This is a genomic window from Flavobacterium sp. CLA17, from assembly GCF_013112255.2.
Lineage (GTDB): Bacteria > Bacteroidota > Bacteroidia > Flavobacteriales > Flavobacteriaceae > Flavobacterium > Flavobacterium circumlabens.
This window is the reverse complement of the sequence record NZ_CP068294.1, coordinates 223,889-240,250: the sequence shown is the minus strand read 5'-3', so window position 1 is coordinate 240,250 and position 16,362 is coordinate 223,889. Positions and strand designations below refer to the sequence as shown.

Here is a 16,362-nt window from a genome sequence, read left to right as displayed (position 1 = left end):
AATGAATTTGAAAACTCAAAAAGAGCCAATATAGCGTGTTATTTCAAACTATACAACGCATAAGCCGTGTTTTCTTTAAAAACAGCTTTAAACGAAGAAAAACAGCCTTAAATGACTATTTTTATTTCAAAACCAATTTTGCATTTTGAGTCAGGATTTCTTTTCCATCCTGATAGATTGTCAGAGTGGCCGGAGGTGAATCTGATGTTCCTATCACGATAATGGCACATTCATAAGTGAAATTTCCTTTTTTGAATTCATAATGATGATTTCCACCACTTCCGTCAGAAATATCTTTTCCGTTAGTAATAACTAAATCAGGGGTATCACTCATCGATTTTTTTATTGACCATGAAGCATACCTGAAATTATCATTTCCAAGATCGTCAATTCTAATTCTAAATTTGCTCGTTTCCAAAACACAAACCGGAGCTTTAAAAGTTGCAATGGCCGGATTTAATTTTCCTTTTTCGCTGGCAATCAGTTTATTTTTTTGATTCTTTTCAGATTGTGACTGATAATTTATGCTGATCACTTTGCCATCCGTATCCATCCAGATATCGCCCTGTAAAAGCATAATACCACGCCAGCCCATTTCACTCCAGTCTTTTGCGGGATTCGATTTTATAATTTTATTTTTTAATGTCGCATCAAAAATCTGATCGTATCTTTTTATAAAATCGGCTTTGTTTTTAACAGACGGGATTGGATAATCTCTTCCAAGCGGAAAGAAAATAAAAGCCGCAATACCAGCTTTGTTATTGCTTTTCACATTAGCCATAAAACTTTTGACAAACTTTTGATATTCCGGTTTTAAATCCTGACTAAAAATCGTGTGATTGCAAAAAATCAAAAATATTAGATAAATACTATTTTTTCTCATAGCTGAATATTTTTTTACTTATTTATAAATCTGATAGTTAACGAAATATAAAAGTACTTAATTTATACTTGCCTTAAACATTTTAAGCTCATCCCAGGTAAACTCATCCCCATGTTTTTCCTTCAGACCGTTCAGTGATTCTTCCTGATAAAATTCAAAAGCTTCCCGTAAAGCCAGTATTTTATCATACGGCAGCACATCAGCAATTTCGACTTTTTTAGCCTGAATCAATTTAATCAAATGCGTTTCAACGGTTTGCACCGTTAGCTTTCTCATTCTCGCAATATCCTGAACAGAATTTTTTTCAATCCACAAATCGTATGTCTCCTCGACGGTCGTTTTTTTGACTGCTTTGGGTTCGTTTTTGTCCAGTTTTTTGGCCGTATATCGAACAACCGGCTCATCCGGTTTAAAAATATCGGTATTGCTCATTTGAAACTCTTCACGAATCTTTTCGAGCTTATTTGATTTGAAATTTTTAATGGCAGGAGACGTTAATTTTTCTTTACAGATCGTTTCTCCGGCAACCACAATTTCAATTAATAATTTGGCTTTCATCAGGCGTAAAACGGCTTTTGTTTGCAGATCATCCAGAAAAGCCAGTTCCTCGTAAAATTCCTTTACTTTTTTAAACTTCTGAATTTCAGCCATTTTCTGCAAAAGATCCGTAACCAGTTTGTCCATTGGTTTAAAGAAATACACATAGGCCGCCTCTACCCTTTCCTGAACAAAATACAAATCAACCGTTTCAGTATTGAATATTTTGTTGAGCTGATTAATGAATTTTTGCGAAGGATCAGAAAGCTGCTCAATGATTTCCAGGCGTTTGTGCGCCCACATGGCATGTTTGGCTTTTTCTGAAGCAGCTGCGTTTTCGTTATAACTAAAACGATGGTTTCTCCATTCCTGCGTTAAATCTGTCCAGTTAAAACTGTTAATCAAATAGTTATGAATAAAATTCTTTGTTTCGAAATGCAGGGATTTTTCTAAAATATCATCTGTAGCTTTATTCAAAGCGTAATCCATCACATCCTGATCATTAGAAATTCCGTTCATCTGCATCGGAGAAAGCAAAATAAGGCCATTTAAGGACCTTAATCGCGATAAAGCAACATATGCCTGCCCAGGAAGAAAAACCTGCGATACGTCAAGCGCAGCTTTGTCAAAAGTTAGTCCCTGGCTTTTATGTACAGTAATCGCCCAGGCCAGTTTAAGCGGATAATGGGCAAAAGTGCCCAGAACTTCCTCTTCTATCTCTTTTGTTAGTTCATTGACTTTGTAGCGAATGTTTTTCCACTCATATTTCTCTACTTCGATCGTTTTATTCTCTTCCGGGAAGTAAACAAAAATTTCTTCGGGTGAAAGTGACTTGATAACGCCCATTTTTCCATTAAAATAACGTTTTTCAAAAGACAAATCGTTTTTAACAAACATCACCTGCGCTTCAACCTTCAGTTTCAGGTTTTCTTCCACTGGAAAAATTTTCTCCGGAAAATCACTTACGATAAAAGGCTGATATGAATATTCCCTTCCGGCCAAATCATTAATGGACTGCTCGTTAATAGAATCTGCTTTGGCATTGTGCGTGGTTAAAGTGATATAACCTTCATAATTTTTTAAATCGAAATCGGGTTTTACATATTGGTTCAGAAACTGGATATCCTGTGCTGAAATCTGATTATTCCTCAGATTATTCAAAACCGAAATAAAATCATCATCGGTTTGGCGATAAATCTTCGATAGTTCAATATACAAGGGCGGATTTTGCTGTACTACATGGGAATGAAAAAAGAATTTTCCTTTGTAATAATTTCGCAGTGTTCTCCATTCTTCATCACGAATTACAGGCGGTAATTGCAATAAATCACCAATAAAAAGGACCTGAACACCACCAAAAGCCTGCGAATTTCTGCGAAGAGTCTGCATCATAAAGTCAATGGCATCCAGCAAATCCGCGCGAAGCATACTTACTTCATCAATAATGAGCAATTCCATGTTTTTGATGACATTTCGCTTGACATTATTCATTTTAAAATGCCTGCGCAATGTTTCCTTATTTTCGAATTTTACGGTTTCTGTAAACTGCGAATTTGCTTCATAAGAAGGAATAAAAGCGGAAAAAGGCAGCTGAAACATAGAGTGAATGGTCACTCCGCCGGCGTTTAGCGCCGCAATTCCCGTAGGTGCCACAACAACAGTGTTTTTGTGAGTAGTCGCAATGATTTCTCGCAAAAGTGTCGTTTTCCCTGTACCCGCTTTACCGGTAAGAAATATAGACTTTTGCGTCTGATTGATAAATTGTAAAGTATAAGCAGCAGCTTCTGTAACGTTTTGCATTTGGGCTTGTATTGAAAAACTAAAAGTATCGTATTTTTATAAAAGAAAAAACCTAAATCTGAGATAGATTTAGGTTTTTAAAATTTAGTTCTTTTGGTCGATTATTTCTTAGCCTCTTCACCTTCTTTAGCGGGAGCTTTTTCTTCTGTCTTTGGAGCCGCTTTGTACTTATCGTTCAAAGCTTTAATGATATCTTTTGTAATATCATATTTCTCTTCAGCATACAATACTGTTGCAGCATCACCAGTTCCGTAGATATAAGAGTAACCGTTTTTCTTACCGTATTCTTTGATGAATTTCTTCACTCCGCTTACAAGAGAGTCCATTTCAACTCCGCTTTCCTGTTGCAATTGTTGAGACAAAGCTTGTTGAGCGTAACCTAATTGTTGCTCTCTTTTTTGCAACTCAGCACCTCTTTGTTGCGCCCATGCCTGACCATTTGCTTGTGCCTGACTTTGAAAACTAGCAGCGTCTTGTTTAAAACGAGTAATTTCAGCTTGTAGTTGTCTTCCTTTTTCTTCTGCCTGACCTTTGTATTTTGCTTCCAGATCTTTTGCCTCAGTGTACTCTTTCATTAAAACAGAAGTATCAACGTAAGCCGTTTTTACTTCTTTAACTTCTGCTGTTTTACCACATGAAACAACGAAAATTGAAACTGCGATAATTACTAATGCTTTTTTCATTTTTTTTAATTTCTATTTTTTTAATGTTGAAGACAAAAATATAAAAAAATAAATAGCATCAACATAAAGTTTAAAAAATGCTCTTTTTTTCTTGTATCAATTTTTGTTATCGTACTTAAGATATTTATAATTTACTGTTATTAATAATGAATTTATTAGCTGAATTTTAAGCGATTTTCTAAAAAAAGACATATTCAGAGTCCTCTTCAACACAAAACCTCGCTTAAATGCGCTAAAAATAAGTTTTAGCTGTTTTTTAGCACGTAAATGTGCGAAGAATATTCTAATGTTTGCTTAGCTTTTAAATTTGACTTCAAACCGACTAAAAACGCACGTATGTAATTCATTTTTCCGGTTTTGTATTTTTCGGATAATAAGCTCACATAAAAAGAATCAAATTTCATCGGAAGGACTTTTTCCAGGTTCATATCAACTTTTGCAAAAAGACACTGAATCGCTTTTTTTGAAAAATGCCAAAAGTGAATGGGCACATCATAAGCTGCCCAAAATTCCTTATAATATTTTGCATCGTACGATTTGAAGTTTGGAACCGCAACAATTAATGTTCCAGTTGGCTTTAATAAACGCTTCAATTCCTGGATTTGCAATTCTAAATTTGGAACGTGTTCCAAAACGTGCCACATGGTAATGACGTCGAAAGAATTATTTTCAAGAACACTTATTTCTTCCACAAATGAAATTCCTTTTTTAATGGCAATTTCTTTTGCTCTGTCGCTCGGCTCTACTCCAACTGTTTCCCAACCGTCATTTTTTGCGGTCAGTAAAAAATCTCCAGTTCCGGCACCTATGTCTAAAATTTTACCTTTTTGAGATTGTTCCGAATTAATTAAATCCAGTTTATTTTTCAATGCTATATTTTTTACAAAATGATAGGCCTTTTCAAATACCGAACGTTTGTTGTCTGTGTGCGAAATATAATCTTCGCTTTCGTAATATCTTCCTAAATTTTCTAAATCCGGTTGCGGAGATGTAATCAGCATGTCCAGATTTTCATCATGATACAATTCGAAAGTTTCTTTAGAAACCGAGTGATCTTTTACAGTAAGAAAATGTTTTTTATTTAAAACGTCCATTTTATAATTATAGGTATTTTGGTTTAATTTCACAGCAAACCCTAAAAATGAAATTTCACTTTTAGGGCCTCTTCCTTTATATTTTTTTATCGTTTCCAATTTATTTTGACAGCAGACATTTTCTCATTTTCAATTCTGGTTTCTTTGCAAACTACAAATTCATTTTTGCTATAAAACAACAGCGGAGATTTATACTGCTCTTGATTTTGCTTCACATCATTTTCATGATCAATAACCCAACCATTCAAACTGTCTTTGTTCTTTTTTAATTGATTAATAAGAAGCGAACCTTTTCCTTTTCCCTGAACATCCTGATTTAAAATTATAGCAAACCAGTCTTCATCGTTTCTTAAAAACGTGAATGCCCAACCTTTTATTTTATCTTCACCATCGATTAACAAATAATGATTCTTATCAGACAAAGCGTCCAGATACGAATCAAAATCATCCATTGTCTGATAATTTAATTGTTCCGGATATTCATTATTTCAAAGTTGCAATAACACTTCTTTATCCTGCAATGATAAAACTTCTTTCTCAATTATCTTCATGAGTAGATGATAAAAAATAATTACTTATTTCAGAATCTTTACAAATAGTTTCACGTGGAACAATTTTTAGTCTCGGTTTACAGTCTCCGTTTACAGCTGTATGTGAACTGAGACTGCGACTGTAAACTAAAAAACTATCTTCCCATATAGATTAACAAGACAGAAATATCACTTGGAGAAACACCACTAATTCTCGAAGCTTGCGAAATGGTAACAGGACGGATTTTACTCAGTTTCTGTTTTGCTTCAATAGACATCGATTTGATTTTATTGTAATCGAAATTTTCCGGGATTTTAACTTCTTCAAGTCTTGTCAACTTGTCTGCGTTATTTCTTTCCTTTTCTATGTAGCCGGAATATTTCACCTGAATTTCGGCTTGCTCCAAAATTTCCTGATCCAGATCGTTCTCCGCTATGTAAGCTGCTACTTTCTCAAACTTCATGATATCTTCCAAATCAATCTGAGGACGAGAGAAAACCTTAAACATTTTATCCCCTTGTGTAATCAGCGCGGTATCTTTAGATTCTAAAATCGGATTTGCCTCTCCAACAGAAACACTTGTTTCTTTGAAAAAGGCAACCATTTTTTCAGACTCATTTAATTTATGTTCCATTCTGCGTAAACGTTTTTCAGAAGCCAAACCAATTTCATGTGACATTGGCGTTAATCTGAAATCGGCATTATCCTGACGCAACAATGTTCGGTATTCTGCACGAGAGGTAAACATTCGATACGGCTCTTCTGTTCCTTTCGTAATTAAGTCGTCTATTAAAACTCCGATGTATGCTTCGTCACGTTTCAAAATCAACGGCGCTTTTTCATGGACTTTTAAATGCGCATTAATTCCCGCCATCAATCCTTGCGATGCAGCTTCTTCATATCCTGTCGTCCCATTTATTTGTCCGGCAAAATACAAACCTTCCACCAGCTTTGTTTCCAAAGTGTGTTTCAATTGTGTTGGCGGAAAATAATCATATTCGATCGCATAACCAGGACGGAAAAACTTCACCTTCTCAAAACCGGCTACAGAACGCAATGCTTTAAATTGAATATCTTCCGGCAGTGAAGTTGAAAATCCGTTTACGTAAACCTCACAGGTATTCCATCCTTCCGGTTCTACAAATAATTGGTGACGCTCTTTATCAGCAAAGCGATTTATTTTATCTTCTATCGATGGGCAATATCTTGGACCGATACTTTTGATACGTCCGTTGAACATAGGCGAACGATCAAAACCTGATCTCAAAATATCATGAACATCCAAAGACGTGTACGTCATGTGACAAGATCTCTGGTGAATCAAAGGTGATGTCACATCTGAGTATGAAAACTTATCCGGTTTCGAATCTCCTTTTTCTTCGTTCATTTTAGAATAATCCAAAGAACGTCCATCAACACGTGGCGGTGTTCCTGTTTTCATTCTTCCGGATTCAAAACCCACAGCAACCAAATCTTCTGTGATTCCATATGCAGCACTTTCACCTGCTCTCCCTCCACCGAATTGTTTATCTCCAATATGAATCAAACCATTCAAAAAAGTTCCATTTGTAAGGACTACCGACTTAGAACGGATTTCAATTCCAAGCGAAGTTTTGATCCCCTTTATTTTTCCGTTTTCGATAATCAAACCTTTTACCATCTCCTGGTAAAAATCAAGATTAGGAGTTCCCTCCAGCATCATTCTCCATTCTTCAGCAAAACGCATTCGGTCACTTTGAACTCTTGGCGACCACATCGCAGGTCCTTTCGATTTGTTCAGCATTTTGAATTGGATAGCAGTTTTGTCTGAAACAATTCCGGAGTATCCTCCAAGTGCATCAATCTCCCGAACAATCTGTCCTTTCGCAATTCCACCCATCGCAGGATTGCAGGACATCTGTGCAATGTTTTGCAAACTCATTGTCACCAATAAAGTTTTTGATCCTAAATTTGCGGCCGCTGCCGCGGCTTCAGAACCAGCATGGCCAGCACCCACCACAATAACATCGTATTCTTCTAAAAACATTTTGTTTTACTATTCTCCGGAAACCGTTTAAGTTGGTTCTCAGAATTAACTTTATAAACTTTTGTTCCACGTGGAACGGCGCTTACGCGCAAAAACCAATCTTTAAATTTTCAAGTATAAAAATCCAAATTCCAAACCATACAACACAATCTGTTCCACGTGGAACAGATTAAAACCTACTAACTATTTACTAAACCATACAACCAAAAATCATTAAATATTTGTTCCACGTGAAACATATTAAGAGTTAATTCCTGAATCTTGAATGTTTCACGTGGAACGTTTGAATAAAGTCAGACTTAAAGTGTTTCACGTGGAACGTGTCTTTTTTAGAAATTACTACTAGTTTAAGTTATAGTTCCACGTGGAACATGGCGATTTTTTCATCTTCTTTTGAACGCATTAAATCTGCGTCGGTTTCAGTTTTATCCTTGTATCCACAGTAATGTAATATACCGTGGGCTAAAACACGTTTCAATTCCTCTTCAAAAGAAACCTTAAAATCTTTAGCGTTGTCTTCTACCCTTTCAACAGAAACAAAAATATCTCCATTTAATTCATTACCCACTGTATAATCAAAACTGATAATATCTGTAAGTGTGTCGTGATTCAGATATTCAACATTGATTTTATGAAGATACTCATCATCACAAAATATATAATTTATCTCTCCTTCGTTTTTATTTTCAGAAACAATTACAGCACTCAACCAATTAGAAAAGGCCTCTTCGTTATCTAAATTAAATTCTGTTTCGTAATTAAAATTGATCATTTTGTATTAAAATATTCTTGAACCTTTTGGTTAAAATTTGAGCGCAAAGGTAGTGATTGTCTATTTAAAATCTCTACACTGTTTAAATAATCCAAAAGTGAACTTGGTAATGTATTGGAACGATTTGTAAACTCAGCCTTATTGGTTTCGGATTGACGCTTTGTATCCTGACCTTGTTGCTGAACTGCATTGTTTAATTTTAGTAATTCCTGCTGAATATTTAAGATTCTCTGCAAGTTCTCATTTTTAAATCCTTTATTCAAAAGTTGCTTTTCAGATTGTTTCATCTGATCGATAACTGATTTTCCCTGAGAATCTAATCCTTGTTTAGCTAACTCTTTTTGTAATGCTTCACGAAGTTTGATCTGTTCTTTGTAAATCTGCATTATTGCTTCAGCATCTCCTTCTCCATCATCTCCTTCTTTTCCGCTCTTCTCTCCCTTACCATTTTTGCCATCTTTACCGGAAGAACTTTTATCACCACTTTTATTTCCCTGTCCGTCTTTACCCTGACCATCTTTACCGTTACCACTTTTTCCTTGTCCCGGCTTTTCACCCTGACCTTGTCCTGGCTTATCTCCACTTTTATCACCGGGTTTATCTCCTTGCTTCATTCCCTCTTTCATCTTATCGGCCAAACTTTTTTGCTTTTTAATAATATCCGGCAACTGCATTCCTTGTCCGTCACCTGGTTTTGGTTTTCCTGCCCCCGGCTTAGACATAGACATTTGCATGTTGTTTAATAAATCACTTAAAAAGTCAGCCAGTTTATTAGAAGATGACACTGCATATTGCTGGTGAGAAACTCCTTTTGGAACCTGAACATCGGTTAAGGATTCAATAGCTTTATCTATATTATATTGTACATTTCCAATTTCCTTTGTTACATCTTCACCTACTTTTGGGTTACGTAAAGACAAGGCAAACAAACTATCATCGATATGTTTGAATTGCTGTTTTAGGTTTTGTTGTACTTTTATATTCTTCGTATAAGCAGAAGAACCTAATCTCATACTTTTGAATTGTTTCATTACATCTTCCTGTGATAATGAATACGCCAGAAGATTATCCAGAACCTGACGAAGCATTGCCACATCTTCTTCTAATTGCTCCTGTTCTCCACCTTCCATACCAGCATCCATTTGTTCAGCCATGCTTTTCATTTTCTTGGCAGCACTTTTTTGTTTTGGCTTAGCCGAAGAAGTATTCTTTTTATCCAGTTCATCAGAAGCTTTTTTCAAATCATCTTCTACTTCTTTCTCTTTTGAAGGATCTGAAGGAATGTCTAAAGGAGCTTTTAAAGTTTTATTCTCCTCTTTCAATTCTTTTAAGTCTTCCTGAATTTTATCAAAAGATTTATTAATCTCGTCTTGTTTCTCAGCCGTATTTTCTTTTTCTTTATTAGAAAGCTGTTCCTGCTTTTCGGCAAGTTTCTGTAATTTATCCGCAACTTGTTCTGCTTTCTTAGAAACATAAAAACGTTTCGTAAGTTCTACTAACTGCTCTAAATTTTTAGATTGGTTTTTACTGATCTGTTTGAACTTTTCCATCTTATCAAACAAGTCTTCGTTATTTAATTTATCATTTAGATTTTTCAATTCGTCTAATAATTTCTGATTTTTCTCCAGATCTTTATCCGCATTCTCTAAACGTTTTTGCAAATCTTCAGCGCTTTTGTCTTTCTTGTCTTCTTTGAATTTATCCAGATTCTTGTTCATTTTCTCTGCAAACTGTTTCATCAATTCGTCCTGTTGCTTTTGACGTTTGATAAAATCATTGATTTTCTGTTGATCTTTAAACTCTAAATTATCTTTTTCTTTTCCGGAATTTTGAATCTTATCCATTTCAGAAAATTGCTTGTTCTGGTTTTTTAAAGATTTCTCCAAACTATTTATGTTCTGGTTTTGCTGCTGCAATTCCAAATCATGAACTTCATCTGTTGTAGCAACTCTGTCTGAAAAAACAGAAGACTTTGTACTCTTAAAATGGTGTGGGGCATCGTTATCAAAAACCTCAAAATAGTATTCATAAGACACTCCTTCTTCAACTGCCAGATTACTTGGAAACGAAAAAACAAACTGATCGAACACGGCTTGCTTTACCGGAATGGTTCCACGCTTTGCCGTTTGTGGTTTGTTACGTTCGTAGTAAACAATCTGTAATTTTGATAATCCGTAATCATCTCCTAATCTTCCTAAGACATAATTTTTATCTAGCTTTAAACTATCAGGAGCAGGCGCAACAGTTATTGTTGGATGCTGATCTCTGATAACGGACAGCTGATAGTCTAATTTTTCGTAATCTTTGACTTTATTATTTGAAGTAAGAATTTGATATTCTGTATTTTGACCAATATTTTTACTTAATTTAAACTCGTTTTCGGCTTTATTAAACTTAAAAGTTGCATTGTTGTCCTTCCAAACGATCTCCTGAGTAGCCTGCGTATTCATTTTCCAGGTTACTAAAGTTCCCTCCGGAACGATAGCGTTTCCAGTTCCCTGAATGGTTTCGGATTTCTTTTTTAAGTAGGATGGAAAATTCAACACCATTTCGAAGTTGGCAATTGACGGAACTGTGATTACTTTCAATTCGTATTCTTCAGACGAAATGGAATTTCCTTCAAAAGTAAAAGAGACATTTTCTGTTGGCTTTTCAATTTTAAATTCAAATTTCCCTGGTTGAGAACTTTCCATAAAATAACTTTCGTTACCAATATGGATCATCACATTCTCCGGAACAATTTTACCGACTGATTCCATTTTTACAATAAAATCTTTATTCTGTTCCGTTTGCAAATTCTGATTCAGCACTACAAATCTAAAAGGTGCCGGAGGCAAAAATGTAACATTGAAATGCACTACTCTGTTTAAACTTTGAGAAATGATATTGCTGTTTCCTGAAATATAAAACACTGCAAAAAGCAGCACTGGAATAAGTGCTAATGGCAAATACTTTTTGTTTGAATTAAAATTGATAGCGTTTCCAAATGGAATTGGCTGCAGCGAATTTGCTTTTTGTTCTATAGAAGCCAGCATCAACTCTGAACTTTCAGATGAATTTTCAGAAGCAGACAACTGCAAAAAGTTCGTTAGTTTATCACTTACTTCCGTGAAATGATTTCCAATAATAGTAGAGGCCTGATTATAATCGATCCCTTTTTGAAGCTTAAATAACTTAAAAACAGGAAACAAAATAAAACGAAACAAAAGGAAAACTTCCACTCCTATAAAAAGCCAGAATAAAAGTGTTCTTCCCAACGGTTTTAACCAAAGGAAATACTCAATAAAAAGCGTAAATAAAAAATATAAAAGTCCAAAACCGGTAAAAAGAAGAATTCCTTTTATGAGTTCATTGGTATAATATTTTTTGATAAAAGCTTCAAGCTTCAGATATATGGCAGACGTTGTTTTCAAAATGAATCTGTTTGATTTATAACCTATAAAAGTAGTAATTTTAATTAGATAATTCTCAATGAGAAAATTAGCCAATTCAGCTATAAGCAACACATTATCTCATTAAACTGATTCTCTAATTTTCTAATTAGAATCGTATCTTTGCATCAAAATTTAAACAAATGTCAAAGCAAGTTCGTGTGCGTTTTGCACCTAGTCCAACAGGGCCATTACATATTGGTGGTGTTCGTACTGCCCTATTTAATTATTTATTTGCCAAAAAAAATAATGGTGTTTTTTATCTTAGAATTGAAGATACCGATCAGACCCGTTTTGTTCCGGGAGCTGAAGCTTATATTATGGAAGCATTAGAATGGCTGGGAATTGCTCCTGAAGAAACGGTTGGAAAAAACGAAAAATTTGGTCCGTACAGACAAAGTGACCGTAAAGAAATATACCAAAAATATGCCGATCAACTGATCAATTCCGGTTGGGCGTATTATGCTTTTGACACTCCTGAAGCTTTAGATGCCCTTAGAAAAGAACAAGAATCAGAAGGAAAAACTTTTATTTACAATCATACCAATCGTGAAAAGTTAGATACTTCCCTGGTTATTTCTGCTGAAGAAGTTGCTAAAAGAATTGCAAATGGAGAACATTATGTAATCCGTTTTAAAACGCCGGTTGATGAAACGTTACACTTGAAAGATATCATTCGTGGCGATGTTAAGTTCGAAACAAATCTTCTTGATGATAAAGTATTATTCAAAAGTGATGGAATGCCAACGTATCACCTAGCCAATATTGTGGATGATCATTTAATGGAAACATCACATGTAATTCGTGGTGAAGAATGGCTGCCATCGATGCCGCTTCACGTTTTATTGTACAGAGCTTTTGGCTGGGATGCGCCGGAATTTGCACATTTACCTTTGATTTTAAAACCTGTTGGAAATGGTAAATTATCAAAAAGAGATGGTGACAAATTGGGATTTCCTGTGTTTCCTTTAGAATGGAAAACGGAAGAAGGCGTTTCATCCGGTTACAGGGAGAAAGGATTCTTCCCGGAAGCAGTTGTAAATTTCCTTGCTTTGTTAGGCTGGAATGACGGAACGGATAAGGAATTGTTTTCTTTAGAAGAATTGGTAGAAGCTTTTGACCTGAACCGAGTTCATAAATCGGGAGCAAAATTTGATCCGGAAAAAAATAAATGGTTCAACCATCAATATCTGATCAAACAAAATGATGCCGATTTAGCGAAAGACTTCACTCCTATTTTAGAAGAAAAATGCTTCTCTATTCCGTTTGAAGTGACAACAAAAATCGTTTCATTGATTAAAGAAAGAGCTCATTTCGTTTCTGAATTTTGGGATTTGACTGATTTCTTTTTCCAGGCTCCAACCTCTTATGATGAAAAAGCAAGCAAAAACTGGAACACAGCAACACCAGCTTTAATGCAGGAACTGATTTCAACTCTTGAATATATTGAAGGTTTTGATTCAGCAAATATTGAAGCGATCGTAAAGGACTGGCTAACGAAAAACGAAATTGGTATGGGTAAAGTTATGCAGCCTTTCCGTTTGAGTTTAGTTGGAGCTTTGAAAGGCCCTCACCTATTTGACATCGTAGAAATCATTGGAAAAGAAGAAACTATTTCGAGAATACAGAAAGCAATTGCAACTTTATAAAAACAAAAAAGCTCCCAAATTGGGAGCTTTTTTTTATTCCTTAAATAAAAGGATTTTATAATTTTCTTTATTATCCGTTTGAACTAACCAAATTCCCTGATCAGAAATTACACTTTCATAATATAATTTCTTTCCTTCTTTTGATACACTTTTCAAATAATTCATAACGTTTGGATTTAAAATCATAGCGACAAAAGTCATTTGAGAAAAAACCTTATTTTTAAATTCATCACTTACATAACTATTGTTTACAAAAGCTTTACTTTTTAAATTACTTGTATTGTTATTGTATTCTATAAAATTGATTTTTGAAATAGATCCGGTCGATTTATCAACAGTTGTAGAATATGAAAACTCAGTAAAATCATTAACTGAAACTGAAAAACTCAAATTTCTATTATACTCCAATAAATTCAACTGAAGTCTAGAGGTCATGTTTATTCTTTCAAAAAATTCTTTTCCGTCAATCTTATTAACAGATTCCCATAGTTTTGTTCCGTTTTTATCAAACTTAAACACATAAAATCCTCTAGGATAAACTCCACCATTAATTTGTTTTGGTGCTTTTTCACTATAAATTCCATAGACATAAATATCCTCAGTTACCCTATCTATGAAATAATGATTTACAGACATTGTACCTAGAGTAACTCTAACTATAGAAAAAGGATATCCTGGGTTTGCTGGAGTAGTATTAAAATCTTTAGGTCCTCCATAATTGTCTGAAGTAACAAAAAATTTATCACTAAGCTTTAAAATAAGAGGTAATTCCTTTACTTTTTTTCCTTCAAAATCATAAGTCGTTTTATACAATATTGAAGTTTGAAAATCAGCTGAAACGGATTTTGTAATAATATCAAAATTTTCGTTTCCATTCAGTTTAGCACTAAAAGAAGTTTTAAGATCGGCTTTTGCATACATATCACCTTTTAGTAAAGCTAAATCAGGTTTATCAATCTTAATTCTCTTCCTCAATTTAGTTTTAATTTCTATTGTTTCAAGATATATATCATCTTTCTCGAAGTCAATCTTTTCTTTTTGTTTCTGATTAGTAAATCCAAAATCATAAACATCATTAAATGAAGCATTAAAAAAATCATTTGGCCATCTATTAGTAACATTATTCAAAACATGGTAATAATCAAAACGCCCAAAGAAATTAGAATTTAAATCTTCAAGTGCATCATGATTAACAGGGAAAACATTTTTATCCTGAACAAATTTATAATTAGCCTGCATAAATTTTGTAGCATCGTATGCTTTATAAGTGTTCTCAGTTACGGAAAATGTTGGGCTAACTAATTTTTCGTTTTCAAATAAAGTTGTTTTTTTTCCGTCTACATCAAAACTTAAAGCATTTGTAGTGATGTAAGAAAGTGTCATAGTAATTCCAAAACCTTTATACACAACAAATTTCTTTGAATTTGGAAGGTATTCAAAAGTAATAGGTTCATTTTTGTCTTCAAATTTTTCATCAACTATAACAGTTTGAGCAGATAAATAAACAGAAGAAAATAAGGCAATACTAAATAGTATTCTTTTCATAAATTTTGTTTTTGGTTTAAAATTTGAACCAAATGTAGAATAATTTTTAACAATTAAAATCTTCTAAATAAATTAATAAGTAACCAATGTCATTATATTATTCGTATTTTTAAAAAATTAATAAATCTAAAATTAATATCACCATGAACACAGCATTAATTATCCTTTTAGTCTTTGGATTCTTCATTTTTATGTCTTCCTTTTTTACTGTAAAACAACAATCTTCTGTTGTAATCGAAAGATTTGGTAAATTTTTAAGCGTAAGAAATTCGGGTTTACAGCTTAAAATTCCGATCGTTGACAGAATTGCCGGACGCGTAAATCTTAAAATTCAACAGTTAGATGTTATCATCGAAACCAAAACCAAAGACAACGTTTTTATAAAAATGAAAGTTTCGGTTCAGTTTAAAGTAATTCAGGAAAAAGTATACGATGCTTTTTATAAACTGGAATATCCACACGATCAGATTACGGCTTATGTTTTTGACGTGGTTCGTGCTGAAGTTCCAAAACTAAAACTGGATGATGTTTTCGAAAGAAAAGATGATATCGCAATTGCTGTAAAAAGAGAATTGAATGAAGCCATGACTACTTACGGTTATGACATTATCAATACTTTGGTTACTGATATCGACCCGGACATCCAGGTAAAAAATGCCATGAACAGAATCAATGCTGCGGACAGAGAAAAAACAGCAGCAGAATTTGAAGCGGAAAGTTCAAGAATCAGAATTGTTGCAAAAGCAAAAGCCGAAGCTGAAAGTAAACGTTTGCAGGGTCAGGGTATTGCAGATCAGCGTCGTGAAATTGCAAGAGGTTTAGTAGAAAGTGTTGAAGTGCTGAACAATGTTGGAATTAATTCCCAGGAAGCTTCTGCCCTTATCGTGGTTACGCAACATTATGATACTTTGCAAGCGATTGGAGCTGATGCCAATTCCAACCTAATATTACTTCCAAATTCACCACAAGCCGGAAGTGATATGCTAAATAATATGGTCGCTTCATTCTCTGCATCCAATCAGGTTGGTGAAATGATGAAGAAAAACAATAAAAAAATCGAAAAGCCGAAACCAAAACCAATTGAACCACAATCTGGTTACGAAGATGACACTGCTACTCCAGAAATTAAATAAATATCAAAAACGAAAAAGAGGCTTAATTGCCTCTTTTTTTATTGATAAACCAACTGATTACAGAAGGCAAAATGGATTGCAAAATCTGTGGATAGGAGTTTGAGAAATATTCTTTATAGGAAGAAAAAAATCCATTTACGATATATTGCGGTGTAATAGATTCTTTTGTTCTTTGAAAATTTAAAACCAATTTCTGATAATTAATCTCTTTTTCGAGTTTCAAAATTTCCAAATCTCTTTCGATTTCTGCGTATGACGAGTATTTTTTTGTTTCCATA

Annotated in this window: 12 protein-coding genes; 2 read left to right on the top strand and 10 right to left on the bottom strand. The window is 34.1% G+C overall.

Annotated features, from left to right (window positions below; all coding sequences use genetic code 11):
* Positions 1–121 precede the first annotated feature (121 nt).
* The 8 genes from HAV12_RS01055 to HAV12_RS01020 all read right to left on the bottom strand — a co-directional run bounded on the left by HAV12_RS01055 (position 122) and on the right by HAV12_RS01020 (position 11,739).
* Positions 122–883 (bottom strand): hypothetical protein, encoded by a 762-nt coding sequence (locus HAV12_RS01055; protein ID WP_171568093.1) that lies wholly within the window; start codon positions 881–883, stop codon positions 122–124.
* A gap of 57 nt (positions 884–940) precedes the next feature.
* Entirely contained in the window at positions 941–3,220 is a 2,280-nt protein-coding gene (locus HAV12_RS01050; RefSeq protein ID WP_171568092.1) for a helix-turn-helix domain-containing protein, read from the bottom strand.
* A gap of 101 nt (positions 3,221–3,321) precedes the next feature.
* A complete protein-coding gene (locus HAV12_RS01045; protein WP_132032871.1) occupies positions 3,322–3,903 on the bottom strand; it encodes an OmpH family outer membrane protein in 582 nt (193 codons plus the stop codon).
* Positions 3,904–4,148: 245 nt separating this feature from the next.
* Positions 4,149–4,997 (bottom strand): bifunctional 2-polyprenyl-6-hydroxyphenol methylase/3-demethylubiquinol 3-O-methyltransferase UbiG, encoded by an 849-nt coding sequence (locus HAV12_RS01040; protein WP_171568091.1) that lies wholly within the window; start codon positions 4,995–4,997, stop codon positions 4,149–4,151.
* 86 nt (positions 4,998–5,083) lie between these two features.
* Positions 5,084–5,449, bottom strand: a complete 366-nt coding sequence (locus HAV12_RS01035; RefSeq protein WP_240345213.1) for a hypothetical protein — start codon at positions 5,447–5,449, stop codon at positions 5,084–5,086.
* Positions 5,450–5,682: 233 nt separating this feature from the next.
* A complete protein-coding gene (gene mnmG / locus HAV12_RS01030; protein WP_171568090.1) occupies positions 5,683–7,554 on the bottom strand; it encodes a tRNA uridine-5-carboxymethylaminomethyl(34) synthesis enzyme MnmG in 1,872 nt (623 codons plus the stop codon).
* Positions 7,555–7,906: 352 nt separating this feature from the next.
* The gene (ybeY, locus tag HAV12_RS01025; protein ID WP_171568089.1) at positions 7,907–8,326 is read right to left on the bottom strand and encodes an rRNA maturation RNase YbeY; all 420 of its coding nucleotides are present in this window, start codon (positions 8,324–8,326) and stop codon (positions 7,907–7,909) included.
* Complete coding sequence (locus HAV12_RS01020; RefSeq protein WP_171568088.1) at positions 8,323–11,739, bottom strand: DUF4175 family protein; 3,417 nt, start codon at positions 11,737–11,739, stop codon at positions 8,323–8,325. Before HAV12_RS01020 ends, ybeY begins: the two co-directional genes overlap by 4 nt.
* A gap of 161 nt (positions 11,740–11,900) precedes the next feature.
* Here HAV12_RS01020 and gltX point away from each other — a divergent pair, with 161 nt between their 5' ends.
* Positions 11,901–13,406 carry a glutamate--tRNA ligase gene (gltX, locus tag HAV12_RS01015; RefSeq protein ID WP_171568087.1) on the top strand — a complete coding sequence of 502 codons (1,506 nt, stop codon included), beginning with the start codon at positions 11,901–11,903 and terminating at the stop codon, positions 13,404–13,406.
* Between the two features lie 33 nt (positions 13,407–13,439).
* On the opposite strand, the gene HAV12_RS01010 is transcribed toward gltX, so the two are convergent.
* Positions 13,440–14,951, bottom strand: coding sequence for a hypothetical protein (locus tag HAV12_RS01010; RefSeq protein ID WP_171568086.1), 1,512 nt, complete (start codon positions 14,949–14,951; stop codon positions 13,440–13,442).
* Positions 14,952–15,094: 143 nt separating this feature from the next.
* Between HAV12_RS01010 and HAV12_RS01005 the strand changes: the two genes are divergently transcribed.
* Positions 15,095–16,084, top strand: a complete 990-nt coding sequence (locus HAV12_RS01005) for an SPFH domain-containing protein (protein WP_132032855.1) — start codon at positions 15,095–15,097, stop codon at positions 16,082–16,084.
* Positions 16,085–16,106: 22 nt separating this feature from the next.
* Here HAV12_RS01005 and HAV12_RS01000 read toward each other — a convergent pair whose 3' ends face one another.
* Positions 16,107–16,361 (bottom strand): DUF6327 family protein, encoded by a 255-nt coding sequence (locus tag HAV12_RS01000; protein ID WP_132032853.1) that lies wholly within the window; start codon positions 16,359–16,361, stop codon positions 16,107–16,109.
* Position 16,362: the final 1 nt, after the last annotated feature.

Bases quoted from the DNA above. Each gene is read 5' to 3' on its own strand.
- HAV12_RS01040 (WP_171568091.1), bottom strand. From the start codon at position 4,997: ATGGACGTTTTAAATAAAAAACATTTTCTTACTGTAAAAGATCACTCG.
- gltX (WP_171568087.1), top strand. From the start codon at position 11,901: ATGTCAAAGCAAGTTCGTGTGCGTTTTGCACCTAGTCCAACAGGGCCA.
- HAV12_RS01005 (WP_132032855.1), top strand. From the start codon at position 15,095: ATGAACACAGCATTAATTATCCTTTTAGTCTTTGGATTCTTCATTTTT.
- HAV12_RS01035 (WP_240345213.1), bottom strand. From the start codon at position 5,449: ATGGATGATTTTGATTCGTATCTGGACGCTTTGTCTGATAAGAATCAT.
- HAV12_RS01045 (WP_132032871.1), bottom strand. From the start codon at position 3,903: ATGAAAAAAGCATTAGTAATTATCGCAGTTTCAATTTTCGTTGTTTCA.
- HAV12_RS01000 (WP_132032853.1), bottom strand. From the start codon at position 16,361: ATGGAAACAAAAAAATACTCGTCATACGCAGAAATCGAAAGAGATTTG.
- HAV12_RS01050 (WP_171568092.1), bottom strand. From the start codon at position 3,220: ATGCAAAACGTTACAGAAGCTGCTGCTTATACTTTACAATTTATCAAT.
- HAV12_RS01055 (WP_171568093.1), bottom strand. From the start codon at position 883: ATGAGAAAAAATAGTATTTATCTAATATTTTTGATTTTTTGCAATCAC.
- mnmG (WP_171568090.1), bottom strand. From the start codon at position 7,554: ATGTTTTTAGAAGAATACGATGTTATTGTGGTGGGTGCTGGCCATGCT.
- HAV12_RS01010 (WP_171568086.1), bottom strand. From the start codon at position 14,951: ATGAAAAGAATACTATTTAGTATTGCCTTATTTTCTTCTGTTTATTTA.
- ybeY (WP_171568089.1), bottom strand. From the start codon at position 8,326: ATGATCAATTTTAATTACGAAACAGAATTTAATTTAGATAACGAAGAG.